The organism is Solimonas flava DSM 18980, from assembly GCF_000426685.1.
In the GTDB taxonomy this organism is placed as follows: domain Bacteria; phylum Pseudomonadota; class Gammaproteobacteria; order Nevskiales; family Nevskiaceae; genus Solimonas; species Solimonas flava.
Window position 1 is genome coordinate 113,482 of sequence record NZ_AUFV01000009.1, and the last position, 23,206, is coordinate 136,687.

23 protein-coding genes are annotated in these 23,206 nt (G+C 68.9%); 11 read left to right on the plus strand and 12 right to left on the minus strand.

The features are described 5' to 3' along the window. Positions 1–75 precede the first annotated feature (75 nt). The 5 genes from K343_RS0111065 (at position 76) to K343_RS0111090 (ending at position 5,102) form a co-directional block, all read left to right on the plus strand. A complete protein-coding gene (locus K343_RS0111065) occupies positions 76–600 on the plus strand; it encodes a DUF2244 domain-containing protein (RefSeq protein ID WP_028008133.1) in 525 nt (174 codons plus the stop codon). Continuing rightward, the gene (coxB, locus tag K343_RS0111070; protein ID WP_051278211.1) at positions 601–1,833 is read left to right on the plus strand and encodes a cytochrome c oxidase subunit II; all 1,233 of its coding nucleotides are present in this window, start codon (positions 601–603) and stop codon (positions 1,831–1,833) included. Between the two features lie 31 nt (positions 1,834–1,864). Continuing rightward, positions 1,865–3,508, plus strand: a complete 1,644-nt coding sequence (ctaD, locus tag K343_RS0111075) for a cytochrome c oxidase subunit I (RefSeq protein ID WP_043112545.1) — start codon at positions 1,865–1,867, stop codon at positions 3,506–3,508. 165 nt (positions 3,509–3,673) lie between these two features. Beyond that, a complete protein-coding gene (locus K343_RS0111085; protein ID WP_028008136.1) occupies positions 3,674–4,210 on the plus strand; it encodes a cytochrome c oxidase assembly protein in 537 nt (178 codons plus the stop codon). A 13-nt stretch (positions 4,211–4,223) separates the two neighbouring features. Next, positions 4,224–5,102 (plus strand): cytochrome c oxidase subunit 3, encoded by an 879-nt coding sequence (locus tag K343_RS0111090; protein ID WP_028008137.1) that lies wholly within the window; start codon positions 4,224–4,226, stop codon positions 5,100–5,102. 325 nt (positions 5,103–5,427) lie between these two features. Here K343_RS0111090 and K343_RS0111100 read toward each other — a convergent pair whose 3' ends face one another. Next, the gene (locus tag K343_RS0111100; protein ID WP_028008139.1) at positions 5,428–5,637 is read right to left on the minus strand and encodes a DUF2909 family protein; all 210 of its coding nucleotides are present in this window, start codon (positions 5,635–5,637) and stop codon (positions 5,428–5,430) included. 121 nt (positions 5,638–5,758) lie between these two features. Between K343_RS0111100 and K343_RS0111105 the strand changes: the two genes are divergently transcribed. The 4 genes from K343_RS0111105 (at position 5,759) to cyoE (ending at position 9,209) form a co-directional block, all read left to right on the plus strand. Continuing rightward, positions 5,759–6,481, plus strand: a complete 723-nt coding sequence (locus tag K343_RS0111105) for an SURF1 family protein (RefSeq protein ID WP_028008140.1) — start codon at positions 5,759–5,761, stop codon at positions 6,479–6,481. Continuing rightward, positions 6,478–7,074, plus strand: a complete 597-nt coding sequence (locus K343_RS0111110) for an SCO family protein (protein WP_028008141.1) — start codon at positions 6,478–6,480, stop codon at positions 7,072–7,074. Before K343_RS0111105 ends, K343_RS0111110 begins: the two co-directional genes overlap by 4 nt. A gap of 84 nt (positions 7,075–7,158) precedes the next feature. Beyond that, complete coding sequence (locus K343_RS0111115; RefSeq protein ID WP_245585178.1) at positions 7,159–8,292, plus strand: COX15/CtaA family protein; 1,134 nt, start codon at positions 7,159–7,161, stop codon at positions 8,290–8,292. Further along, positions 8,292–9,209, plus strand: a complete 918-nt coding sequence (cyoE, locus tag K343_RS0111120) for a heme o synthase (RefSeq protein WP_051278213.1) — start codon at positions 8,292–8,294, stop codon at positions 9,207–9,209. Before K343_RS0111115 ends, cyoE begins: the two co-directional genes overlap by 1 nt. 164 nt (positions 9,210–9,373) lie before the next feature. On the opposite strand, the gene rpoH is transcribed toward cyoE, so the two are convergent. The 8 genes from rpoH to thiD form a co-directional block, all read right to left on the minus strand. Next, the gene (rpoH, locus tag K343_RS0111125) at positions 9,374–10,243 is read right to left on the minus strand and encodes an RNA polymerase sigma factor RpoH (protein ID WP_028008144.1); all 870 of its coding nucleotides are present in this window, start codon (positions 10,241–10,243) and stop codon (positions 9,374–9,376) included. A 130-nt stretch (positions 10,244–10,373) separates the two neighbouring features. Further along, positions 10,374–11,324, minus strand: coding sequence for a permease-like cell division protein FtsX (ftsX, locus tag K343_RS0111130; RefSeq protein ID WP_028008145.1), 951 nt, complete (start codon positions 11,322–11,324; stop codon positions 10,374–10,376). Further along, positions 11,311–12,033: a cell division ATP-binding protein FtsE gene (ftsE, locus tag K343_RS0111135; protein ID WP_028008146.1), complete on the minus strand. Its 723-nt coding sequence runs from the start codon at positions 12,031–12,033 to the stop codon at positions 11,311–11,313. Before ftsE ends, ftsX begins: the two co-directional genes overlap by 14 nt. Before the next feature lie 49 nt (positions 12,034–12,082). Then, positions 12,083–13,006 carry a signal recognition particle-docking protein FtsY gene (gene ftsY / locus K343_RS21755; protein ID WP_043112547.1) on the minus strand — a complete coding sequence of 308 codons (924 nt, stop codon included), beginning with the start codon at positions 13,004–13,006 and terminating at the stop codon, positions 12,083–12,085. Positions 13,007–13,034: 28 nt separating this feature from the next. Beyond that, a complete protein-coding gene (locus tag K343_RS0111145; RefSeq protein ID WP_028008147.1) occupies positions 13,035–14,993 on the minus strand; it encodes a VTT domain-containing protein in 1,959 nt (652 codons plus the stop codon). Between the two features lie 281 nt (positions 14,994–15,274). Further along, the gene (gene hemL / locus K343_RS0111150; RefSeq protein WP_028008148.1) at positions 15,275–16,561 is read right to left on the minus strand and encodes a glutamate-1-semialdehyde 2,1-aminomutase; all 1,287 of its coding nucleotides are present in this window, start codon (positions 16,559–16,561) and stop codon (positions 15,275–15,277) included. A 53-nt stretch (positions 16,562–16,614) separates the two neighbouring features. Then, positions 16,615–17,244 (minus strand): thiamine phosphate synthase, encoded by a 630-nt coding sequence (gene thiE, locus K343_RS0111155; RefSeq protein ID WP_028008149.1) that lies wholly within the window; start codon positions 17,242–17,244, stop codon positions 16,615–16,617. Then, positions 17,235–18,029 (minus strand): bifunctional hydroxymethylpyrimidine kinase/phosphomethylpyrimidine kinase, encoded by a 795-nt coding sequence (gene thiD, locus K343_RS0111160; protein WP_028008150.1) that lies wholly within the window; start codon positions 18,027–18,029, stop codon positions 17,235–17,237. The genes thiE and thiD overlap by 10 nt, the downstream gene beginning before the upstream one ends. Before the next feature lie 372 nt (positions 18,030–18,401). Here thiD and K343_RS23415 point away from each other — a divergent pair, with 372 nt between their 5' ends. Beyond that, a complete protein-coding gene (locus K343_RS23415; protein WP_154662523.1) occupies positions 18,402–19,304 on the plus strand; it encodes a hypothetical protein in 903 nt (300 codons plus the stop codon). A gap of 87 nt (positions 19,305–19,391) precedes the next feature. After that, positions 19,392–20,165, plus strand: a complete 774-nt coding sequence (locus K343_RS0111170; RefSeq protein WP_028008151.1) for a hypothetical protein — start codon at positions 19,392–19,394, stop codon at positions 20,163–20,165. Between the two features lie 29 nt (positions 20,166–20,194). Here the strand turns inward: K343_RS0111170 and mtgA are convergent, their stop codons facing one another. Genes mtgA through K343_RS0111185 form a run of 3 tightly spaced genes read right to left on the minus strand, consistent with a single transcriptional unit; the run spans position 20,195 to position 22,910 of the window. Continuing rightward, positions 20,195–21,067: a monofunctional biosynthetic peptidoglycan transglycosylase gene (gene mtgA / locus K343_RS21765; RefSeq protein WP_043112549.1), complete on the minus strand. Its 873-nt coding sequence runs from the start codon at positions 21,065–21,067 to the stop codon at positions 20,195–20,197. After that, positions 21,064–21,696, minus strand: a complete 633-nt coding sequence (locus K343_RS0111180; protein ID WP_043112551.1) for a trimeric intracellular cation channel family protein — start codon at positions 21,694–21,696, stop codon at positions 21,064–21,066. The genes mtgA and K343_RS0111180 overlap by 4 nt, the downstream gene beginning before the upstream one ends. Further along, on the minus strand, positions 21,693–22,910 hold the full coding sequence (locus K343_RS0111185; RefSeq protein WP_051278261.1) for a benzoate/H(+) symporter BenE family transporter: 1,218 nt from the start codon (positions 22,908–22,910) through the stop codon (positions 21,693–21,695). Before K343_RS0111185 ends, K343_RS0111180 begins: the two co-directional genes overlap by 4 nt. Between the last annotated feature and the right edge of the window lie 296 nt (positions 22,911–23,206).

Here is a 23,206-nt window from a genome sequence, read left to right on the forward strand (position 1 = left end):
AAGTGGTGTTCCTTTTGCGCCGGTTTTCAGCCATGCTCTACACTCCCAAGGGCTCGACGGAACGGTCTTGCGCGCATGAGCCGGGACACGCAGCTGATGATCGGTCCGAACGCGTCGCTGACGGTTCGCCAGGCCTGGTTGTTCTTCGGGCTGATGGCGGCAACCGGCTTCGGCATTGCCGGTCTGATGGCGGCGCGGGGCCTGTGGCCGGTGCTGCCGTTCGCGGGACTGGAGCTGGGGGCGCTGGGCGCCGCGCTGATCGTTTCGGTCAGACGCAACGCCTATCGCGAAGTGGTGTGGTTCTCGGGCGATAACGTCCGGATCGAATTCGGCAGGCTGGGCCGTGGTGCGAGCACGGTCGTGACGCTGTCGCGCCATTGGACCAGGGCTGAACTTGAATCGGGCGCGACCCGCCATGCGCCGATGCGGTTGTGGTTAAGAAGCGGGGGACAGCAGGTCGAAATAGGCCGCTGCCTGACAGACGAGGAGCGCGAGCGCCTGCAAAGGCGTTTGCAGGAATTATTGACACCCGCCTGGCGAAGCCGCCCAGGCATGCACGGACCGTCGTCCGCGCAAGGGTTGCCATTGGGAGAGCGATAAATGTCGAAGAAGGGATGGCTGGCGCGTCTGGTGGCGGGCACCGGCTTGGCGCTGATCGCGCTGCAGGCTGTGGCGTACACCCAGACCAGCGGCGGCTACAACATGCCGACCGGCGTCACCGAGATCGCGCACGAGGTGCACGGTCTGCACATGAAGGTCTTCGCCGTCTGCACCATCATCGGCGTCCTCGTCTTCGGCGTGATGATCTACTCGATCATCAACCATCGCCGCTCCAGGAATCCCAAGCCGGCCGATTTCCACGAAAGCGTCAAGGTCGAGATCGCCTGGACGCTGATCCCGTTCGTGATCCTGATCGGTCTCGCCGTACCGGCGGCCGGCACGCTGATCCGGATGGAGGACACGCGCAATTCCGATATGACGGTGAAGATCACCGGCTATCAATGGAAGTGGCAGTACGAGTACGTCGGCGAGGACGTCTCGTTCTTCTCGACGCTGTCTCAGGAGTCGAACGCCGCGCGCCAGACCGGCTCCGGCATCGACGTCACCAAGGTGCCGAACTATCTGGTCGACGTCGACAATCCGCTGATGCTGCCGGTCGGCAAGAAAGTCCGTTTCCTGATCACCGCCAACGACGTGATCCACGCCTGGTGGGTGCCGGAGTTCGCGGTCAAGAAGGACGCGATCCCGGGCTACATCAACGAGGTCTGGACCAAGATCGAGCAGCCGGGCACCTATCGCGGTGTCTGCGCCGAGCTGTGCGGCCGTGATCACGGCTTCATGCCGATCGTCGTGCGCGCCGTTCCGGAAGAGGAATTCAAGGCGTTTCTGGCCGCGAAGAAGGGCGGCGCCAGTGAAGTGGCCGCCGCCGCGCCGGCGACGATGAGCGATGCAGCGCCGGTCGCCGCCGAAGCTGCGACTCCCGCGGCGACCGAAGTCGCCACCGCGGCCGCCAAGCCGGCGGCCGCCAAGGACGAGGAACCGACCGAGCTGGTGAAGAAGGGCGAGAAGATCTACAAGGCCAACTGCGCCGCCTGCCATCAGGCCGACGGCACCGGCCTGCCGCCGAACTTTCCGTCGCTGCACGGCAGTAAGGTGGCCAACGGTCCGGCCGACGCGCACATCCTGCAGGTGCTCAAGGGCAAGAACCTGATGCCGCCGTTCCCGCAGCTGTCCGACGAGGACGTCGCCGCGGTGACCACGTACCAGCGCCAGTCCTGGGGTAACAAGGGCAGCGTGATCCAGCCTTCACAAGTCGCCGCGCTGCGCAAGTAAGCGGCGCATCAGTACCAGAGAGGAGTTCCCCATGGCTCACACGAACGATCTCGCGCACGGCCACGACGATCACGCGCACCACGGTCCCGACAAGGGCATCATGCGCTGGATCAAGACGACCAACCACAAGGACCTCGGAACGCTGTATCTGTTCTTCGCGTTCACGATGTTCTTCATCGGCGGCCTGATGTCGCTGGTGATCCGCGCCGAACTGTTCCATCCGGGCATGCAGTTCGTGCAGCCGGAGTTCTTCAACCAGATGACGACGATGCACGCGCTGGTGATGATCTTCGGCGGCGTGATGCCGGCCTTCGTCGGCCTCGCCAACTGGATGGTGCCGATGATGATCGGCTGCTCCGATCTGGCGCTGCCGCGCGTCAACAACTGGGGCTTCTGGATCCTGCCGTTCGGCTTCACGATGATGCTGTCGACGCTGTTCATGGAGGGCGGCGGCCCGGCCGGCGGCTGGACCATGTATCCGCCACTGATGCTGCAGACCGGCAACGCGTTTCCGTTCCTGATCTTCTCGGTCCACCTGCTCGGCATCTCGTCGATCACCGGCGCGATCAACGTCGTCGTGACCATCCTCAACATGCGCACGCCCGGCATGACGCTGCTGAAGATGCCGCTGTTCGTGTGGACCTGGTTGATCACCGCGTACCTGCTGATCGCCGTGATGCCGGTGCTCGCCGGCGCGGTGACGATGCTGCTGACCGACAAGTACTTCGGCACCAGCTTCTTCACGGCGGCCGGCGGCGGCGATCCGGTGCTGTTCCAGCACGTCTTCTGGTTCTTCGGCCACCCCGAGGTCTACATCCTGATCCTGCCGGCCTTCGGCATCGTCTCGACGATCATCCCGACCTTCGCGCGCAAGTCGCTGTTCGGCTACGACTCGATGGTCTACGCCACGGCGGCGATCGGCTTCCTGTCGTTCATCGTCTGGGCGCACCACATGTTCACGGTCGGCATGCCGCTGGCCGGCGAGCTGTTCTTCATGTTCGCGACCATGCTGATCGCGGTGCCGACCGGCGTGAAGGTCTTCAACTGGGTCGCGACGATGTGGCGCGGCTCGATGAGCTTCGAGACGCCGATGCTGTTCGCGGTCGGCTTCGTGTTCCTGTTCACGATCGGTGGCTTCTCGGGCCTGATGCTGGCGATGACGCCGGTCGACTTCCAGTATCACGACACCTATTTCGTCGTCGCGCATTTCCACTACGTGCTGGTGCCGGGTGCGGTGTTCTCGATCATCGCCGCGGTCTACTACTGGATCCCGAAGTGGACCGGCCGCATGTACAACGAGTTCTGGGGCAAGACGCACTTCTGGCTGTCGGCGATCTTCATCAACCTGACGTTCTTTCCGCAGCACTTCCTCGGCCTCGCCGGCATGCAACGCCGCGTGCCCGACTATGCGCTGCAGTTCACGGACTTCAACGAGATCAGCACGATCGGCGCGTTCGGCTTCTTCGTCACGCAGTTCATCTTCATCTTCAATATCCTCGGCTGCTGCTACGGCTGGTTCGGCCGCAAGCGCGACCTGCCGGATCGCGTCTGGGAAGGCGCGCGCGGCCTCGAGTGGACGGTGCCGTCGCCGGCCCCGTACCACACCTTCGAGGACCCGCCGGCGTTGCCCGTCTCCGAAGTGACGGGCGTGCACGACGCCGAAGCGGCGCACTGACGGACGCTCAGCCGTGCCCGTGCAGTCGCAGGTTCGTACGGGCACGACGGATTTTCCGACGATGAACGACAACAGACGCTCCCGCCGCAACGTGATCCTGTTCTGGGTCCATATCGGCCTCGCCGTGCTGGTGCTCGGCGGGTTCGTCTACGCGGTCGTGCACAAATGAGCGCCGACCTGCGTCGCCGGCACTGGCTGCGCCTGCTGTTCGTGACGCTGGGCATGTTCGGTTTCGGCTTCGCGACCGTGCCGCTCTACAACAAGCTCTGCTACGCGATCGGACTCAACGGCAAGGTTGCCAACGAGGCGGCGGCGATCAAGACGGCGAGCGTCGATGCGAGCCGCACGGTGACCGTGGAGTTCCTGACGACGGTCAACGGCGGCCGGCCGTGGAAGTTCCGTGCCGACCAGGCCACGGTGCAGGTGCATCCGGGGCAGATGACGACCGTGAGCTTCTACATGAAGAACACGCAGGACCACGCGATCGTCGCGCAGGCGGTGCCCAACGTCGCGCCGTCCGACGCCGCGCAGTACCTGAAGAAGACCGAATGCTTCTGTTTCAACCGCCAGCCGTTCGCGGCCGGCGAGGAGCGACATATGCCGGTGGTGTTCATGCTCGATCCGGAGCTGCCGAAGGACATCGACCGCATCACGCTGGCCTACACTTTTTTCGACGTCACCGACGTTGCACAGAAGAATTGAAGAGGAGTTAGTCATGGAGTCCCCAGCCGCGCATTCCGCCGAGCGTTACTTCGTGCCTGCACCGAGCGTGTGGCCGTTCATCCTGACCGCCGCGCTGGTGGCGCTGGTCGCCGGCGTGTCCGGTTATCTCGAGGATGACCATATCGGGCCCCTGCCGATCTACGTCGGCGGCGCGCTGGCGATCGCCGTCATCTTCCTGTGGTTCCGCGACATCGTGCGCGAAAGCGAGGGCGGCCAGTACAGCGCCCAGGTCGATCGCACCTACCGCTGGGGCATGTCGTGGTTCATCTTCTCCGAGGTGATGTTCTTCGCCGCCTTCTTCGGCGCGCTGTTCTACGCGCGCGAACTGTCGCTGCCGTGGCTCGGCGGCGAGGGTTCGAAGGTCGCGACCAATCTGGTGTTGTGGCCGGGCTTCGAGGCGGCGTGGCCGTCGAACGGTCCCGCCAATGCCGGCGGCGCGTTCAAGACGATTCCGGCGTTCAGCGTGCCGTTGCTGAATACCGTGCTGCTGCTGTCGTCGGGTGTCACGATCACGATGGCGCATCACGCGCTGAAGGCCGGCAAGCGCCTGCCGTGCATCCTGTGGATGTGGGCGACGGTCGCATTCGGCGCCACCTTCCTGTACTTCCAGGCGCACGAATACATCGAGGCCTACACCGAGCTCAACCTGACGCTGAAGTCGGGCATCTACGGCTCGACCTTCTTCATGCTGACCGGCTTCCACGGCCTGCACGTGACGCTCGGCACCATCATGCTGCTCGTCATCACGCTGCGTCTGATGGCCGGTCACTTCAAGCCGGATTCGCACTTCGGCTTCGAGGGCGTGGCCTGGTATTGGCACTTCGTCGACATCGTCTGGCTCGGCCTGTTCATCGTCGTCTACTGGCTCTGAACGGCGGGCGCGCGTCCGAAAAAAAGGCGACCTTCGGGTCGCCTTTTTTCGTTAAGGAAGCTTCCAAAGAAGTTCATCCATCGTCATGGCAAGGAGCGTAGGCGATGAAGCCAGCCCGCCGCGCACGATGCCGGCGGCGTCTACGGATCGCCACGGCCGCTGCGTGGCCGTCGCGCCGACGGCGTTTTTCAGGCATTTCTTAATGCGCTGTTCGGGTCTGCGGATTGCCGTCCCTGGCGAGACGTTCGGCGCCCTGGCGGGCACCGGGGCGACCGTCCAGGGCCGCCTGCTGACGCCCTAAAGGACTGCCCACCGGACCGTCGCTTTACGGCGTCAGCCCATGCGGCTGGATCCAGCCCATGAAGTACGAGAAGACGATGAAGACCAGCAGCGTAACCGACAGCGCGATGCGGATCTTCAGGCCGGTCAGCGTGCGCCGTCGCGAACTCGGGTCGCGGACCAGGAACACCATGCTCGCCAGCAGCGCGACGACGGCGGCGAGCAGCAGGACGACGATGATGGTCTTGACGAGCATGGACGGGCGCCGCAGCGGACAAAGCCGATAATTGCCGGCATCATAACGTGCGCCACGGCCTCGATGCCGTGGCGGCGACAAGTACATCCGACACGAGATTTCGTGCGAAAGGGGGAGGGACGTGGCACGCAAGAAATTCCGGCCGGCCGCATGGGCCGTGCTCGTGGTGATCGCGCTGAGCGCGCTGATGGTGTCGCTCGGCGTCTGGCAGCTGCGCCGCGGCTTCGCCAAGCAGGAGATGCTCGATCGCTATGCGCATGCCGCGCAGCAGCCGGCGCAGCACATCGATGCCGGCAAGGTTGCGTACGACGGTCAGATCGAGCGGGCCTACGTCAAAGGCCATTTCGACGGCAGCCGCCAGCTGCTGCTCGACAACCAGGGCTACGACGGCCAGCCGGGCTACCATGTGTGGACGCCGTTCGTGCAGGCCGACGGCAGCACGGTGGTCGTCGATCGTGGCTGGATTCCGCGCGCCGCGGCGCAGCAGCCGGACCGCTACGTGGTCGCCGCCGACGAGCGCCAGCTGCAGGGCTACTGGCGCAGTCTGCCGCGGCCGGGCTTGCGCCTGGACGCCGACAACTGCGCTGCCGCGCCGTGGCCGCGCGTCGTCCAGTATCCGACCGTCGAGGATCTGCACTGCCTCTACGGCGAGTTCGTCGCGCAGGGCCTGCTGCTGATGGACGCCGACGCGCCGGACGGTTTCGTCCGCGAATGGCGCACGGCACCGGAACTGCGGCCGGCCAAGCACTACGGCTACGCCGCGCAATGGTTCGCGTTCACGCTGACGCTGATCGCGATTTTCGTCAAACTCAGCTTTCGCGTCCCCCAGCCCCGTCCTTCATGAATCAGGTTCCCCGCGGCCGCGGCCAGCTCCTGCTGCTCGCCGCCCTGTTCTTCGGCCCGCTCGCCGCCGCCGTGCTGCTGTATTTCGTCTTCCCGCAATTCCAGCCGCACGGACGGACCAACTACGGCGAGCTCGTCGATCCGGCACGGCCGCTGCCGGCGCTGACGCTGGTCGATGCCGACGGCAAGGCGCTGGACCGCGACGCGCTGCGCGGGCGCTGGACCTACGTCTACCTCGGCGCGGATCTTTGCGACGCGGTCTGCGCCAACAAGCTGTTCCAGTTCCGCCAGATTCGCACGCTGCTCAACGAGAAGCGGATGCGCGTGCAGCGCGTCTATCTGGCGCCGTCGGCCGCCGCGCTGCCAGCGCTGCGCGAGCAGCTCGCGGGCACGCATCCGGATCTGCATCTGTACGCCGAGTCCGGTACGCCGGCGCTGCGGCCGTTCCTGCTGGCCGGTCCGGCGCGCGATCCGCAGTCGGTGTATCTGATCGACCCGCTCGGCAACTGGCTGATGGTCTATCCGGCCGAAGTCGACTACCGCAAGGTGCTCGACGACATCAAGAAGCTGTTGCGGATCTCGCAGATCGGCTGAGCGGCGATGCCAGGTCCCCGTTCCGTCCGCCTCGCGTCCCGTTCCCGCCCGATCGGTTAAAATTCGCGCAAATCGAGGCGGCCGATGCATCGGGCCGCCTTTTCATTCTTCCGCCACCGCATCCGCATGCTCTGGTTCCGCCGCCTCAATCTGTTCGCCGTCGTCTGGTGTTTCTGCCTGGTGGTCGTCGGCGCCTACGTGCGTCTGTCGGACGCCGGGCTCGGCTGCCCGGACTGGCCGGGCTGTTACGGCCACCTCACGGTGCCGGGCGCCGAGCATGAGATCGCGGCCGCCGAGGCCCGCTATCCGGATCGCCCGGTCGAGGCGCCGAAGGCCTGGAAGGAGATGGTCCACCGCTATCTCGCCGAGACTCTGGGCCTGTTCATCGTCGCGCTGGCGCTGATGAGCCTGTTCATCAAGGCTGCGCGCCGGCCGCGCGTGCTGCCGTGGCTGCTGGTCGCGCTGGTGATTTTCCAGGGCCTTCTCGGCATGTGGACCGTGACCTGGCAGCTCAAGCCGCTGGCGGTGACCGGCCATCTGCTCGGCGGCATGTCGACGTTCGCGCTGCTGCTGTGGATGTGGCTGTCGACGCGGCCGCGCAGCGAGGCCGCCGTCGCGGTGACGACGCGCACGCGCGAGATCCGCAGCGAGCGCGCCGCGGCCTTCGTCATCGAGCGCGAGCTGGTCGGCGCTGCCGGGCCCGCGCCGCTCCCGGTGGCCCCGCGCGGCCTGCGCACGTTCGCGCTCGTCGCGCTGCTCGTCGTTGCCGGCCAGATCTTCCTCGGCGGCTGGACCAGTACCAATTACGCGGCACTGGCCTGCCCGGACCTGCCGACCTGCCATGGCAGCTACCTGCCGCCGCTCGACGTCAAGGAAGCCTTCACGCTGTGGCGTGGGCTCGGCATCAACTACGAATACGGCGTGCTCGACGCGCGGGCGCGGGTGACGATCCACTACTTCCACCGCGTCGGCGCGGTCATCGTCACCACCGTGCTGCTGGCGCTCGGCCTGTTCCTGCTGCGCCGCGGCGGGGCGCCGCTGTGGCGGCGGCTCGGCGCCGCCGTGCTCGGCGCGCTGGCGCTGCAGCTCACGATCGGCGTCTGCGTCGTGCACTTCCAGCTGCCGCTGCTGCTGGCGGCGGCGCACAACCTCGGTGCCGAGCTGCTGCTCGGCACGCTGGTCGTGCTGAACTTCCACGCCTGGCGGCGTCCCGACTGATGGCCGCCGGCTCGAATGCGGTGAACGCGGCGCACGCGGCGACACCGTCGCGGCTGCATGAGTACTACGAGCTGTGCAAGCCGCGCGTCGTCATGCTGATCGTGTTCACGGCGATCGTCGGCATGTTCCTCGCGGTGCCCGGTCTGCCGCCGCTGTGGGCGCTGCTATGGGGCACGCTGGGCATCGCCCTGCAGGCGTCGAGCGCGGCGGCGATCAACCAGATCATCGACCGCAACATCGACGCGCGCATGGCGCGCACCTGCGGCCGGCCGCTGGTGACCGGCCGCCTGACGATGACCGAGTCGATCGCCTTCGCGACGCTGCTCGGCATCAGCGGTTTCGCCGTGCTGTGGTTCCTCTGCAATCCGCTGGCGGCGGTGCTGACGCAGTTCACGCTGATCGGCTACGCCGGCATCTACACGCTGTACCTGAAACGCGCGACGCCGCAGAACATCGTCATCGGCGGCGCCGCCGGTGCCGCGCCGCCGCTGCTCGGCTGGGTGGCCATCACCGGCGAGATCCACGCGCATGCGCTGATCCTGTTCGCGATCATCTTCATCTGGACGCCGCCGCACTTCTGGGCGCTGGCGATCGAGCGCCGCGATGAGTACGCGAAGGTCGATATTCCGATGCTGCCGGTCACGCACGGCATCGAGTTCACGCGCACGCAGGTGCTGCTGTACACGATCCTGCTGTTCGCGGTGACGATGCTGCCGTTTGCGACCGCAATGTCCGGCTGGATCTATCTGGCCGGCGCCGTGCCGCTGAACGCCGTGTTCCTGTACTACGCGATCCGCATGAAATGGTGGCCGGTGCCGGGCCTGCCGATGAAAACCTTCGGCTACTCGATCGTCTACCTGATGGGCATTTTCACGCTGCTACTCGTCGATCACTACCTCGCGGGCCTCTTTGCCTGATCGGTTTCAGGCACGTCCGCGGCGTGGGGCGGGCGACGCGGGGGCACAAAGCGGACGAATGCGGGTCCCCCGGCGCGGCGCAGCAGCGGCTCGCGCCGATCTCCCGCGCAAACGAAAACGCCCGGCGAAAGCCGGGCGTCTGCGACATCAGGTTGCGATGATGATCAGGCCGCGACGGGCTCTTCGATTGCCTTGCGCAGCTTCTTCATCGCCGAGACTTCGATCTGGCGGATGCGCTCGGCCGACACGCCATATTCGTCGGCGAGTTCCTGCAAGCCGGTCTTATCCCCGTCGTGCAGCCAGCGGCGCTGCAGGATGTCGCGCGAGCGCGGGTCCAGCGCGCTCAGCGCCTGCGACATGCGCGCTTCGCGCTCGTCCTGCCACTCGGCTTCCTCGATCGCCGAAATGTCGTCGGTCTCCGAAGCCAGCCAGTCCTCCGGCATGTAGCTCGTTTCCTCGCCTTCGGACGGCGTGGCATTGAACGACATGTCGTTGCCGGCGAGGCGCGCTTCCATCTGGAAGACTTCCTCCGGCTTGACCTTGAGGTCGGCGGCGATCGCCTCGGCTTCCTGCGGGCTCAGCCAGCCCAACGACTTCTTCGACGAGCGCAGGTTGAAGAACAGCTTGCGCTGCGCCTTGGTCGTGGCGATCTTCACGATGCGCCAGTTCTTCAGGATGAATTCGTGGATCTCGGCCTTGATCCAGTGCACGGCGAAGCTGATCAGGCGCACGCCGACGTCCGGGTCGAAGCGCTTGACCGCCTTCATCAGGCCGATGTTGCCTTCCTGGATCAGGTCGCCGAGCGGCAGGCCATAGCCGAGATAGCCGCGCGCGATGTGCACGACGTGGCGCAGGTTCGACATGATCAACTGCTGGGCGGCGCCGATTTCGCTCTGATCGCGCAGGCGCTCGGCCAGCACCTTCTCGGCCGCGGCGTCGAGCACCGGGGCCTGATTGACCTGCGCGATGTACGCGTCGAGGCTGCCCGTCGAAAGGGGCATCATCGCCATCGGCTGGCGCGCAAGCGTTGTGATCTGGCTCATCTCAGTAACCTCCCAATGCCATCTTAGCACTCGTATTTATAGAGTGCTAAAAGCGGCGAAAGTTCCCGGCCCCCTTGCTAAGTCCTTGATCTGCCGGGATCGATCCCCATATGGGGACGTTTCAGCGCGGTTCAATGAGGGCCAGGCGCCGGCCGACCGTGACGAACGCTCCGGCCCAGCCGAGCACCACGCCGGCGCCCAGCAGGGCCAGTCCGTCGGTCCACGGCAGGCCGGCGAGCCGGAACTGGCTGCCGTAGGCCTGGGCGAGCTGCTCGGCGGGTGCACCGAGGGCCTGCACGCCGGCGGCGACCAGGATCCAGGCCAGCAGGCCGCCGAGCAGGCCGTGCCAGAAGCCGGCGTAGAGGAACGGCCGGCGGATGAAGCTGTCCGGCGCCCCGATCAGCTTCATCACCTCGACCTCTTCGCGGCGCGCCTCGATGTCGAGGCGGATGGTGTTGCCGATGATGACCATGACGGCGACGCCGAGCAGGATCGCGACGATACCGACCGAGCGCTGGGCGATGTCGAGCAGCGCGTACAGGCGCTCCAGCCATTTCTGGTCGAGCTTGGCGAGGTCGACTTCGGGCAGGCGCCCGAGCCGCGCCGCCAGTTCCTCGACGCCGGCCTTGCCGAGCTTGCGGTTCGGCGTGACGGCGATGACCGCCGGCAGCGGGTTGTCCTGCAGGATCGCCAGGGCGTCGCCGAAGCCGGACTGCGCCTTGAAGTCGGCGAGCGACTGCGCGCGCGAGATGTAGTTCGTCTTGCTGACGCCGATTTCGGCGCGCAGTTCCCGGGCCAGTGCCGCGCCGCGTTCCTCGGCCACGCTGTCCTTGAGAAACAGCGAGATCTGCAGCGATTCCTGCCAGCTGTAGCCGACGCTGGCGAGGTTGCGCGTCAGCACGTAGAGCCCGGCCGGCAGCGCCAGGGCGATGCCGATGACCAGCGCGGTCAGCGCCGCCGCCAGCGGCGCGCGCGCCAGCTTGCCGAGCGAGAAGAAGAACACGCGCGCGTGTTCCTGCGCCAGGCGCGCGAGCCAGCCCGGGCGTTCGAGTCCGGCTTCAACGAGCGCCATGGCGGTCTCCGAGTTGCGAGGCGGCGGTCGGCCGCTTGTCGGTGATCTGCCCGTGTTCGAGGTGGATGATGCGGTGTGGCAATGCCTCGATCAGGTCGATCGCGTGCGTGGCGATCATCACCGTCACGCCGGCCTCGTTGAAGCGCTGGAAGCCGCGCATCACTTCGAGTGCCATTTCCGGGTCGAGGTTGCCGGTCGGCTCGTCGGCGAGGATCAGCGCCGGCTTGGTGACGATCGCGCGGGCGATGCCGACGCGCTGCTGCTCGCCGCCGGACAGCGTCAGCGGCAGCGACTTCTCGCGGTTCAGCAGGCCGACCGCGTCGAGCGCCGCACGCGTGCGGCGGCCGATGTCGGCGTACGCATAGCCACGGATCACCAGCGGCAGCGCCACGTTGTCGAACACCGTGCGGTCGTAGAGCAGGTTGAAGTTCTGGAAGACCAGGCCGATGTGCTGGCGGTAGGCCGGGATGTGGCGGTTCTTCAGTGCCGACAGGTTCTGGCCCATGACGACGAGCTGGCCGCGCGTCGGCCGGCACAGCGCTGCGATCAGGCGCAGCAGCGTGCTCTTGCCGGCGCCGCTCGGGCCGGTTACGTAGACCATCTCGCCCTGCGCAATCGAGAAGCTGACGCCGCTGAGCACGTCCTGGCCGCCGGGGTAGCGGTAGGCGAGCTGGTCGAAGCGGACGATGTCGGAGGCGGGCGGGCTCATGCGCGCGTCGTCTCCGACGCGGTTCGCCGCCTGTGCTTGCGCATGCCGTTCACTCCCCGATGAGCGCGTCCGCGTAGGCTTCGGCGTCGAACGGCTGCAGATCGTCCACCGCCTCGCCGAGCCCGATGAAGCGCACCGGCAGGGCCAGCCGGCGCGCGATCGCCAAGAGGATACCGCCCTTCGCGGTGCCGTCCAACTTGGTGATGACGAGGCCGGTGAGGCCGATCGCTTCGTGGAACTGGATGGCCTGCGTCAGCGCGTTGCCGCCGGTCGTGGCGTCGACGACCAGCAGCACTTCGTGCGGCGCGTACGGGTCGTGCTTCTGCACGACGCGCTTGATCTTGCGCAGCTCGTCCATCAGGTGCGCCTGCGTGTGCAGGCGGCCGGCGGTGTCGGCGATGACCAGATCGATGTTGCGGGCCTTGGCCGACTGCACGGCGTCGTAGATCACGCTCGCCGAATCGGCGCCTTCGCCCTGCGACAGGAGCGGTACGCCGACGCGGTCGGCCCAGGTCTGCAGCTGCTCGACGGCGGCGGCGCGGAAGGTGTCGCCGGCGGCCAGCAGCACGCTCTTGCCCTCGCGCTTGTAGCGCGCGGCGAGCTTGCCGATGGTCGTCGTCTTGCCGACGCCGTTGACGCCGGCGACGAACAGGATGAAGGGCTTGATGAAGGCTGGCATCACCAGCGGCTTGGCGATCGGCGCGAGCAGTTCGACCAGATACTTCTTCAGCGCGGCGCGCAGCTGCGCCGGATTCTTGATGCGGCCGGCGTTGACGTCGTTCTGCAGGCGCTCGATCAGCCACTGCGTCGCATCGACGCCGGCGTCGGCCATCAGCAGGCGCGTCTCGAGCTCCTCGAGCGCTTCCGGCGTCAGCTTGTCGGCCGTGAAGAACGTCGAGATGTCGCGCGTCAGCCAGGAGTCGCCCTTGTTCAGGCGGGTGCGCAGCTTGCTCAGCAGGCCGGGTTCGGACATGAGGATTTCAAAAATGGTGGGAACAGATTTACCACAGCAACCATAACGGACCGTGGACGCGGTGGTGCGTGTCGGGCAGCGCCGCGACCAGCGGCGCCAGCGGCGGATCGAAGTCGGTCGCGACCGGATAGCGCAGCAGGCGGTGGAAGCTGCGCGCCTCCTGGCGCGTGACGGTGCCGATCCAGATCGGCCGGCCGTCGTCGAGGCGGTAATGCGAAGGCCACAGGCGCACGAAGTACTGATGCGCATCGTCGAGCGGCAGGCGCAGCATCAGCGCCGGATGTTCGCCGGCGTGCACCTGCGGCATCACCGGCAGCTCGCCGATCGCCGCCGAGCTGGTCAGCCAGTGCAGCATCTGCGCCGCGCCGAGCGGAGCCGGCGTTTGCCAGCCGGCGGCGCGCAGGCGGGTTTCGACTTCGCTGAGATCGCCCGCCCACTGCAGGGTGAACGGCTGGCGCGCGCGGCCGGCGGCGTCCTGGCGCTGCAGCGCAAAGCGCGGCGCGGCGGCGGACGCATCGAGCCAGTCGGCGAGGCTCAGCGTGCGATAGTGCGGCGGCGGCAGCGCGCGCGGTTGCGCCAGGCGCTGCCATTGCCAGCCGAGCGCCAGCGCGAAGCAGAGTGTGATCAGCGGCAGGACGCGCCAGGCGCGCAGCACCTGCGGCCGGTGCAGGCGATAGCCAAGACCGAGCAGCGCGGTCCAGGCGAGGCCGAACAGCAGCAGCAGCAGCGCGACGCTGAACCACTGCAGACCCAGATACAGCTGTGCGAACACGACGAGCAGCAGCAGCACGGCGCTGATCGCGTAGAACACCGTGCGCAGCGCCGGTGCACGGCCGGTCGCCAGCAGCACCGGCAGGAAGCCGTAGGTCACGGCCGCGAGCACGAGGTCACGGCTGCGCGCGGCACCGGGGGCGGGTGTGTCGAAGTAATGATACGGCGGCGGCAGCAGCGGGATCGCGTACAGGCCGGCGGCGATCGCGCCGCCGAAGGCCAGCGCCGCCGCCCAGTGCGTCGCCGCGCGCAGCTTGCGCAGCGCCAGCAACACCCCGAAACCGGCGATCGCGACGGTGCCGTAGACCGGCCACTCGCCGATCTGCAGCAGGCGCCGCGCCAGGGCCGAGCCCCAGGGCGTGTGCAGATCGCGCAGCGACTGGAAGACCGCACCGTCCAGCCGCAGCGGGTAATGGTGCAAGTGCGTGCCGGCGACCAGGTACAGCGCGCCGGCGGCGACCAGCAGCAGCAGCAGTGCGAGCACGGCGAGCGCCGGCGTTTCCGGCATTTCGTCATCGATCAGCGCAAGACCGTGATGGCCGCTCTGCCGCCGTCGCCGGCTCCATTCGATCAGGCGCGGAATCCAGGCCGCGGTCAGGCGGCCGACGAGCCGCGACAGCACCGCCGTCAGCCACAGCGCCAGCCACAGGCCGAGCAGCAACGCCAGCAGCAGGCTGGCGAGACGGCCGGCGACTTCGGCGGCGAGGCCCAGCGAAGCGCCGAACACGACGCCCGGCAGGATGAAGGCGCAGGCCCACAGAAAGGCGCCGACGGCGTCGGCGAGCGCGAATTTCCAGTACGGCATGCCGGCGGCCGCGGCGAGTGCCGGCGTCATCGCCCGCAGCGGGCCGAGGAAGCGCGCCAGCACGATGCTGTACGAGCCGTAGCGCGTGAAGAAGCTGCGGCCGCGCAGCACCAGGTCCGGATGCCGGAGGAAGAAGCGCGCCCGGAACAGGCGCTCGCCGTAGCGGTGGCCGAGCCAGAAGCCGAGGCTGTCGCCGAGCAGCGCGCCGGTGGCAGCGATCAGCAGTGTCGGCCACAGTTCCAGCGCGCCGAGCGCAACCAGCGCCCCGATCGCGAACAGCGGCAGCGCCGCCGGCACGAAGGCGCCGACGATGAACAGCGAATCGAGCAGCGTGATGCCGAACAACAGCCACAGCGCCCAGTGCGGATGGGCGCCGATCCAGGCCAGAAGCGACTGCAGCGCTTCGGTCATCTAGAGGCCTGTCAAGGCCGCGGGCATCGTCGCGATGCTGCCGCCTGGCAAGCCACCCGGCGCCGCGGCCCCGGCCATGGGGAAGGCGCGGGACGCGCACTCGGGCGATCCCCAGGAAGCGTTCCGCGACACCGCCTGGCGGTTGGCCAGACGACACCCGGAAGGCCGGGCCGTCCTGGCCCGGCGCGGCGCCACTCGTCGCTCAGGTACTTCGCGCACACGTCGCTCCTCGTCTCTTGCGCAGGGCCGGAACGACCTCGGTCGCGGCGACGCCCATGGCCTCAGCTGGCCACGACGGCGAACGCCTCGGCGGCGGCGTCCAGCGTGCGCTCGATCTCTTCCGGGCCGTGACGCGTCGACACGAATCCGGCTTCGTAGGCGGACGGCGCGAGGTACACGCCGCGCGCCAGCATCGCGTGGAAGAAGCGCTTGAAGCGCTCGCCGTCGCAGCGCATGACGTCGGCGTAGCCGCTGATGCGTTCGGCGTCCGTGAAATAGAGTCCGAACATGCTGCCGACCTGCGTTGTCGTGAACGGCACGCCGGCATCGCGCGCGCGTTCGCGCAGGCCGGCGAGCAGCTGCGCGGTGCTGTGTTCGAGCGCGGCGTACAGGTGCGCGTCATTGAGCTTGCGCAGGATCGCCAGGCCGGCGGCCATCGCCAGCGGATTGCCCGACAGCGTGCCGGCCTGATAGACGGGGCCGAGCGGCGCCAGCTTTTCCATGATCTCGCGCCTGCCGCCGAAGGCGCCGACCGGCAGGCCGCCGCCGATGATCTTGCCGAGCGTGATCAGGTCCGGCGTCAGGCCGTAGCGGCCGCAGGCGCCGCGCGGGCCGACGCGAAAGCCGGTCATCACCTCGTCGACGATCAGCAGCGCGCCGCTCTTCGTGCACAGCGCGCGCAGGCCTTCGAGAAAGCCCGGCAGCGGCGGCACGCAGTTCATGTTGCCGGCGACCGGTTCGAGGATGATCGCGGCGACGTCGCCGTCGTGGTCGCGCAGCAGCGCCTCGACCGACGCGAGGTCGTTGTACTGCGCGGTCAGCGTGTACTTGGCGAGGTCGGCCGGCACGCCCGGCGAGGTCGGCACGCCGAAGGTCAGCAGGCCCGAGCCGGCCTTGACCAGCAGCGCGTCGCCGTGGCCGTGGTAGCAGCCCTCGAACTTGATGATGTAGTCGCGGCCGGTGGCGCCGCGCGCCAAGCGCAGCGCCGACATCGTCGCCTCGGTGCCGCTGTTGCACATGCGCACCATGTCGAGGCCGGGCACGCGCGCGCACAGGAGCTCGGCCATCTCGATTTCGAGCTCGGTCGGCGCGCCGTACGAAACGCCGATCGTCGCCTGATGCTGGATCGCGGCGATGACGTCCGGATCCTGGTGGCCGGTGATCATCGGCCCCCAGGAGCCGACGTAGTCGATGTAGCGCTGGCCGTCGGCGTCGCAGAGGTAGGCGCCGTCGGCCGAGGCGATGAAGCGTGGCGTACCGCCGACGGCGCGGAAGGCGCGCACCGGCGAGTTCACGCCGCCGGGAATCGTGCGTTGCGCGCGCTGGAACAGTTCGTCGGAGCGGGTCATGGGCGTCAGGGGGGCGGCGCGCACGGCGCCGACGGTGGGCGGGAGGAGGGATTCTAAGGGGCTTCGCCGAGCGCGGCGACGTAGGCGCGTGCCGCCGCCGCGACGTCGTCGGCGCCGAACACGCCGTCGACCGCGGCGATCAGCGCGGCGCCGGCGGCGCGCACGGCGCCGGCATTGGCCGGCGTGATGCCGCCGATGCCGCAGATCGGCACCGCCACTGCGTGCCGCGCGGCCGTCAGCGTCGCCAGCTGCGCCGGCGGTGCATCCGGTTTGGTGCGCGACGGGAACAGGCGGCCGAAGGCGACGTAGTCGGCGCCGGCGGCGACGGCGGCACGCGCCCGCTCCAGCGAATCGCCACAGGTCGCGCCGAGGATCGCCTGCGGGCCGAGCCGCACGCGCGCCGCGGCCAGGCTGCCGTCGCCGGCGCCGAGGTGCACGCCGTGCGCGCCGGCCGCGGTGGCGAGTTCGGCATCGTCGTTGACGATCAACAGCGCGCCGCCGGCGCGGCAGCGCTGCGCCAGCGCCCGCGCCAGACGCAGCCGCTCGTCCGGCGCGTTCCACTTGTCGCGGTACTGGATCAGGCGCGCGCCGCCGGCGATCGCCGCCGCGACGGCCGGCAGCAGGCGCTCGGGGGCGCGGACCAGCGCCTCCGGCGTGATCGCGTAAAGGCCCTTCAATTCCATTGACGGCTCCGGCGCGGAATCATGCGGCCGTGGCCGGTGCGGTAGGCCCGGGCCAGCGCCGCATGCGTATAGCGCTGGCCCTGCTCGATCGCCGCCGCCCAGTCGTCGCCGACGGCGAGGCGGCCGGCGATCGCCGCCGCCAGCGTGCAGCCGGCGCCGTGAAAACGCGCGGCGAGGCGCGGCCAGCGGTATTCGCGGCGACGGCCCTCGGCATCGACCCAGAGGTTGCGGACTTCGGCATCCGGCTCGTCGCCGCCGGTGATCAGCACCTGCCGGCAGCCGAGCCCGCGCAGGGTGGCCGCCGCGGCCGCGGTGTCGGCGGCGTCCGGCGCCAGCCGCCGTGCCTCGGCGGCGTTCGGGGTCAGCAGGTCGACGTGCGGCAGCAGCGTGTCGCGCAGCGCCGCCAGCGTCGGCGCGGCACTGACCTCGGCGCCGCCACCGGCGCGCAGCACCGGATCGCAAACCACCGGTACGCCGGCACGCCGGATGGTGTCGACGATGATCGGTACCTGCGCCGCGTCGCCGAGTAGGCCGATCTTGATCGCGGCGATGCGGCTGTCGGCGAGCAGCACGGTCAGCTGCTCGGCGATCAGCTGCGGTGCGACCGCCTCGACGCGGCGCACATCACGGCTGTCCTGCACGGTCAGCGCGGTGATCACGGTCAGCGCATGGGCGCCCTGCGCGGCGATCGACTCGAGATCGGCGTGAATGCCGGCGCCGCCGCCGGGGTCATGGCCGGACAGACACAGCACCAGTGGCGGGTCGGCTAGGAGCGGGTCGGACATCGGGGGAGTCGCTCTGGCGGAATAACGAGGTTTGTGAAAGCCCTTGACAGATGCGCGCGATTTACGCTGCGCTGCGGCATGTTATGCACAAGCTTTGGGCATGGACGCTACAGGCCGCATGAGAGCGACATTTTTCTGCAAAAACACCGTAAGAATTCCGCATCGCCATGATCCTAAAAGGAAAAATGCCATGAGCACAAACTGCCCCCAAAGCAGAAACAGGCGCAGTTACGGTCACTTATCGCATTGCTCCCGCCATTGTGCACAAACTTATCCACAGATGCTGTGGGCAAAATCGACCTTTTGCCCCACGGACAGGGGGTTAGCGCCGCCTTTTAAAGTGATGCCGGGATTTTGGGCCTGGGGCGGAGCATGAGGCGGCGGCTCCCGGAAGCCCTGTGGCGGCTCGCCATAGTGCTCTGTTTTCCGCTGGTTGCGCGCGCCGGCGAGGCGCCGCCGGTGCTCATCGACGATCCCGCGCTGCCGGAAATCTCCGGTTGCGCCGCCTCGCACCGGCATCCGGGCTGGCTGTGGCTGCACAACGACAGCGGCAATGCCCCGCGCCTGTTCGCGGTCGACGATCGTGGCCGCGTGCAGGCGCGAGTCGCGATCGACGGCGTCGCCGCCGGTGACTGGGAGGACATTGCCCGCTACGACGGCGCGGACGGTCCGATGCTGGCGATCGCCGACACCGGCGACAACTTCGCGCTGCGCCGCGAGCTCAGCGTGCTCCTGCTGCCCGAACCGGAGGCGGGGACGACCCACGCCGCACCGGCGCGGCGGATCCGCTTTCGTTATCCGGACGGACCGCGCGATCTGGAGGCAATGGCGGTCGACGCGGCGGCCGGCCAGATCCTGCTGCTCGACAAGCGCCGCCCGCCCGCCACGCTTTACGCGCTGGCGCTCGCCGGTCCCGACGAGCAGACCGCGCAGCGGCTGGCGACCGTGCCGGACTGGTGGCCGGAGCCGCCGACGCCGGTCGAGACGATCGGCGCCAGCCGCTACCGCGGCGCGGCGACGGCGATGGATCTGTCGCCCGACGGCCGCCGGCTCGCGGTGCTGAACGACACGCACTGGCAGGTCTACGCCCGCCAGTCCGGGGAGTCCTGGGCGAGGGCGCTGCAGCGTGCGCCGCGTTCCGGGCGGCTGCCGCGCCAGGGTCTGCCGATGCGCGACACGATTTACGAAGCGCTGTGCTGGGACGCCGCCGGCGCCGGTCTGTGGATCAGCGGCGAACGCCTGCCGGCACCGCTGATTCATGTCGAGGTGCCGTAGCGCACGTTTCGTTGCGGGGCCCGACGCTATCGTCCTGCCAGCGCCTTCGGGGGCACACGCGTCAGGGAAGGGGGACGTATGCAAAGGATGCTGATCCTGGTGTTGGCGTTGCTGCTGGTGCCGGCCGCGATGACGTCGCGCGCCGGGGAGGTGCTGACCAATCAGACCGTGGTCGAAATGGTGCAGCTGCATCTGGCGGACGAGATCGTCGTGCGCAAGATCGAGACTTCGCTCTGCCAGTTCGACACCACGCCACAGGCGCTGGCACAGCTGCAGGCCGCCGGCGTCCCGGCGACCGTGATCGGCGCCATGCTGTCTGCGGGCAGCCCCGCCGCGAGCACTGCTTCGGCCCCAGCCGCGGCCGCAGCGGCGCCGGCCGCGCGCACGCCGGAGTTCGGCCTGCTGCTGGGCAACGGCTACCGCTCGATGGCGGCGACGCCGGTGTCGTCAGAAAGCTCGCGGCGCAAGAAGTGGATTCCGATCTACGGCAGTTACGCCGGGACTGAAACCTTTTTCTTCATCAAGGGCGTGCATGCGGCCACCGTGACCGGGCCGCGGCCCGTCTTCGTGACGACGATCGAGCCTTCGCGCATGCGGCTGGTTCACCTGGGGGTGCGCGACGACGAGGAGCGCTACGTCGTGTTCGCCAAGGGACGTTCCGATCGCGAAATCGCCGTCACCGCCGAGCCGTCGAGCGCCGGTGCTTACCACTTGTCGCCGAGCCAGGCGCTGGAGCCGGGCGAGTACGCCTGGCTCGTCACGCCGTCCGCGCCGCAGTCGGGGCAGAGCGTGCTGGCCGTCGCGCTGGCGGCGCAGATCGGGGGCATGTGGACTTCGGGTTACGATTTTTCCGTGCAATGAGGGCTGAGGCGGCCGGCGGCAGCCGCGCTTCAGCCGTCTTGCGGAGTCGCGTCTCCCGATGCCGGGGGATCGGTCGGGGCTGAAGATTCGGGTGACGGTGCGGCGTCCGGCGCGGAGGGGACTGCCGGCGGCGCCGGCGACGGGGATTCGGCGGGGACGCTTGCCGGCGCGCGACCGGCCTCTTCCTCGTCGATCTGCCGCTGCAGCTCCTCGGGGATGTCCGGCTCCGGTTCGGGTTCCGGCTCGGCGCTGCGGCTGCCGTAGCCCATCTGTCCGACGATCCAGTTGGCACGGCGCTGCACGTAGGCGCCGGGGCGGGTGACGCTCCAGTGCCGCGGGCTAGGCAGCACCGCGGCGAGCCGCGCCGCCTCCATCGGCGTGAGCCGCGTCGCCGGCTTGTGGAAATAGGCCTGCGCGGCGGCTTCGACGCCGTAGATGCCGGGGCCGAACTCGGCGACGTTCAGATAGACCTCGAGGATGCGCTGCTTCGGCCACAGCGCTTCGATCAGCACGGTGTAGCCGGCTTCGATGCCCTTGCGGAAATAGCCGCCGCCCGGCCACAGGAACAGGTTCTTGGCGGTCTGCTGGCTGATCGTCGAGGCACCGCGCTTGTGCCGGGAGCGCCGGTTGTGGGCGCGCGCCTGCTCGATCGCCTCGAGATCGAAGCCGTTGTGCGTCCAGAACTTCTGATCCTCGGCCGCGACCACGGCGCGGCGCGCGTTGTCGCTGATGCGGCTGGCCGGCACCCAGTGGTACCGCACCGGCCGCGTCGGGCTCTGCAGCATGTACGCGGTCGTCGGCGGCGGCAGCACGCGCAGCAGCGCGACCGGCAGCACCGTGACCGCAAGGGCGGCGAACAGCAGCCAGCCAAGGAGCCGCAGGCCGCGGCGGCGTTTCTTCATGATTTCGGGTAGTGGCGATCGAGGTCGAAGACCGGCAGCGTCAGGTTCCACCAGATCGCCGCCAGACGCAGGGCCGCGATCAGGGCCATGCCGGCGAAGGCGGCGAGATCGCGGTCGAGGCCGAGCCGCTGCAGCAGCACGTAGCTGAGCGCGCCGGCGACGACGGCGCTCGCGTACATCTGGCCGCGACGCAGGATCATCGGGATTTCATTGCACAGCACGTCGCGCACGACGCCGCCGAAGGTGCCGGTGATGACGGCGATGACGACCGCGATCAGCCCGGGCAGCTGCGCGTTCTCGGCGATGCGCGCGCCGGAGATCGAGAACATCGCCAGGCCCAGCGCGTCGGCGATCTCCAGCTGCTTCTCCGGCGGATGGCGGTAGCGCACGTAGAGCATCGTCAGCGGCGCGGCGACGAAGATCGCGATCAGATACGCCGGATCGGCGAACCAGAACACCGTGCGGTTCATCAGCAGATCGCGCAGCGTGCCGCCGCCGATCGCGGTGACGGTGGCGATGACGACCACGCCGAACAGATCGAGCCGCTTGCGCCCGGCGGCGAGCGCGCCGGACACGGCGAACACGCCGACGCCGGCGAAATCGAGGATGCGGACCAGGGACAGGCTCATGGCGCGATTGTAGCGGGCGCCATGCGCGTGCCGCGGGCTCTTCGGCGCTGCAGCAGGCGGCGCGCGCCGAGCGCGGCGAAGCCGACAACCAGTCCCCAGAACGCCGAGCCGATGCCGAACAGGCTGATGCCGGATGCGGTGGCGATGAACGTCAGCGCCGCGGCTTCGCGCTCGTCGGCGATCGACAGCATGCTGTGCAGTGCGCCGGTCAGCGGCGCGATCAGCGCCAGGCCGGCGATCGTCGCGATCGCGCCGGCCGGCAGCGCCAGGAACAGCGCGACCAGTGGCACCGAGAACAGCGCCAGCGCACCGTACAGCGCGGCATAGACGAGGCCGACCTTCCAGCGCTGGCGCCGGTCCGGATGGGCGTCGTCGCCGGTGCAGATCGCCGCGGTGATCGCCGCCAGATTGACGCTGTGCGCGCCGAACGGCGCCAGCAGCACCGAGGCGAGGCCGGTGACGAGCAGGATCGGCTGCGGCGGCGCGTCGAAGCCGGCGCTGCGCAGCACCGCGAAGCCGGGCAGGTTCTGCGAGGCCAGCGTGACGAGGAACAGCGGCACGCCCAGACCGATCAGGGTGCGCGGGTCGAAGGTCGGCAGCGTCGCCTGCAGCGCGCCGAGGTGCAGCGCGGCCGGCGCCGGCGGTGCGTCGCCGTGGGCCAGCACCAGCACCACGACCGCGAGCAGCGCCAGCAGCAGCGCGTAGGTCGGCAGGCGCTGGCGTGCACCGATGAACACCAGCAGCGCCGGCAGCGCCAGCCACATCTCGTGCTGCACGCTGCGGAACAGCGCGAGGCAGAACGGCAGCAGCACGCCGGCCAGCATCGCGCTGGCGATCGGCGTCGGGATGCGCGCGGCGAGCCGGCCGAGCGCCGGCACCAGGCCCAGCAGACTCATCAGCGCGCCGGCCAGCGCGAACGCGCCGAGCGCGTCGGCGTAGCCGGCGACCGTGGCGCTGGCGACCAGCGCCGCGCCCGGGGTCGACCACGCGAGCACGATCGGCATGCGCAGCCGCCAGCTGAGCACGGCGCCGGCGAGACCGATGCCGATGCACAGCGCGGTGACGCTGGAGCCGATCTGCGCGCTCGTGCCGCCGAGCCGCTGGCCCATGCCGATGATGAGCGCGACGGTGCCGCCGAAGCCGACGATGGCGGCGATCAGCGCCGAAGTGAAGGCCGATGCGGGCCAGGTCGAGGCGGATGGAGTGGCGGACATGATGCAGAAGCAACGGACGGGGCGGGCCAGCCGGAAATTCTCGCGCAATCCGGGGCTCGCTGCGTGCGAGCCTTCGTCCGTCGGCGCGGGCGTCATCGCCACTCCCCGTGTCGCGCGCCCCAGCGGCGCGAGCGCGCGCCTGACGATATCGGCGGGTCGGAAGTTTTCGCGGCGCTGCGGCTGCGGCGCGAACGCGCCGACGGCGGGCGGAATGCAGGCGGCAACGCAGGACGCGCGCATTCCGGCCCGCGGCGGGACGCCTGCGCCGCGCATCGTCGTCCGGGCCGCGCAGCGCC

What these genes read in the sequence shown, in the direction of transcription:
- coxB (WP_051278211.1), top strand. Translation starts at nt 601, where the DNA reads ATGTCGAAGAAGGGATGGCTGGCGCGTCTGGTGGCGGGCACCGGCTTG.
- K343_RS0111185 (WP_051278261.1), bottom strand. Translation starts at nt 22,910, where the DNA reads ATGTCCGCCACTCCATCCGCCTCGACCTGGCCCGCATCGGCCTTCACT.
- K343_RS0111180 (WP_043112551.1), bottom strand. Translation starts at nt 21,696, where the DNA reads ATGAGCCTGTCCCTGGTCCGCATCCTCGATTTCGCCGGCGTCGGCGTG.
- ftsY (WP_043112547.1), bottom strand. Translation starts at nt 13,006, where the DNA reads ATGTCCGAACCCGGCCTGCTGAGCAAGCTGCGCACCCGCCTGAACAAG.
- thiE (WP_028008149.1), bottom strand. Translation starts at nt 17,244, where the DNA reads ATGGAATTGAAGGGCCTTTACGCGATCACGCCGGAGGCGCTGGTCCGC.
- hemL (WP_028008148.1), bottom strand. Translation starts at nt 16,561, where the DNA reads ATGACCCGCTCCGACGAACTGTTCCAGCGCGCGCAACGCACGATTCCC.
- mtgA (WP_043112549.1), bottom strand. Translation starts at nt 21,067, where the DNA reads ATGAAGAAACGCCGCCGCGGCCTGCGGCTCCTTGGCTGGCTGCTGTTC.
- ctaD (WP_043112545.1), top strand. Translation starts at nt 1,865, where the DNA reads ATGGCTCACACGAACGATCTCGCGCACGGCCACGACGATCACGCGCAC.
- K343_RS0111065 (WP_028008133.1), top strand. Translation starts at nt 76, where the DNA reads ATGAGCCGGGACACGCAGCTGATGATCGGTCCGAACGCGTCGCTGACG.
- K343_RS0111145 (WP_028008147.1), bottom strand. Translation starts at nt 14,993, where the DNA reads ATGACCGAAGCGCTGCAGTCGCTTCTGGCCTGGATCGGCGCCCATCCG.
- K343_RS0111100 (WP_028008139.1), bottom strand. Translation starts at nt 5,637, where the DNA reads ATGCTCGTCAAGACCATCATCGTCGTCCTGCTGCTCGCCGCCGTCGTC.
- K343_RS0111170 (WP_028008151.1), top strand. Translation starts at nt 19,392, where the DNA reads ATGCTGATCCTGGTGTTGGCGTTGCTGCTGGTGCCGGCCGCGATGACG.
- ftsX (WP_028008145.1), bottom strand. Translation starts at nt 11,324, where the DNA reads ATGGCGCTCGTTGAAGCCGGACTCGAACGCCCGGGCTGGCTCGCGCGC.
- K343_RS0111085 (WP_028008136.1), top strand. Translation starts at nt 3,674, where the DNA reads ATGAGCGCCGACCTGCGTCGCCGGCACTGGCTGCGCCTGCTGTTCGTG.
- thiD (WP_028008150.1), bottom strand. Translation starts at nt 18,029, where the DNA reads ATGTCCGACCCGCTCCTAGCCGACCCGCCACTGGTGCTGTGTCTGTCC.
- K343_RS0111115 (WP_245585178.1), top strand. Translation starts at nt 7,159, where the DNA reads ATGCATCGGGCCGCCTTTTCATTCTTCCGCCACCGCATCCGCATGCTC.
- K343_RS0111090 (WP_028008137.1), top strand. Translation starts at nt 4,224, where the DNA reads ATGGAGTCCCCAGCCGCGCATTCCGCCGAGCGTTACTTCGTGCCTGCA.
- cyoE (WP_051278213.1), top strand. Translation starts at nt 8,292, where the DNA reads ATGGCCGCCGGCTCGAATGCGGTGAACGCGGCGCACGCGGCGACACCG.
- ftsE (WP_028008146.1), bottom strand. Translation starts at nt 12,033, where the DNA reads ATGAGCCCGCCCGCCTCCGACATCGTCCGCTTCGACCAGCTCGCCTAC.
- K343_RS0111110 (WP_028008141.1), top strand. Translation starts at nt 6,478, where the DNA reads ATGAATCAGGTTCCCCGCGGCCGCGGCCAGCTCCTGCTGCTCGCCGCC.
- K343_RS23415 (WP_154662523.1), top strand. Translation starts at nt 18,402, where the DNA reads ATGAGGCGGCGGCTCCCGGAAGCCCTGTGGCGGCTCGCCATAGTGCTC.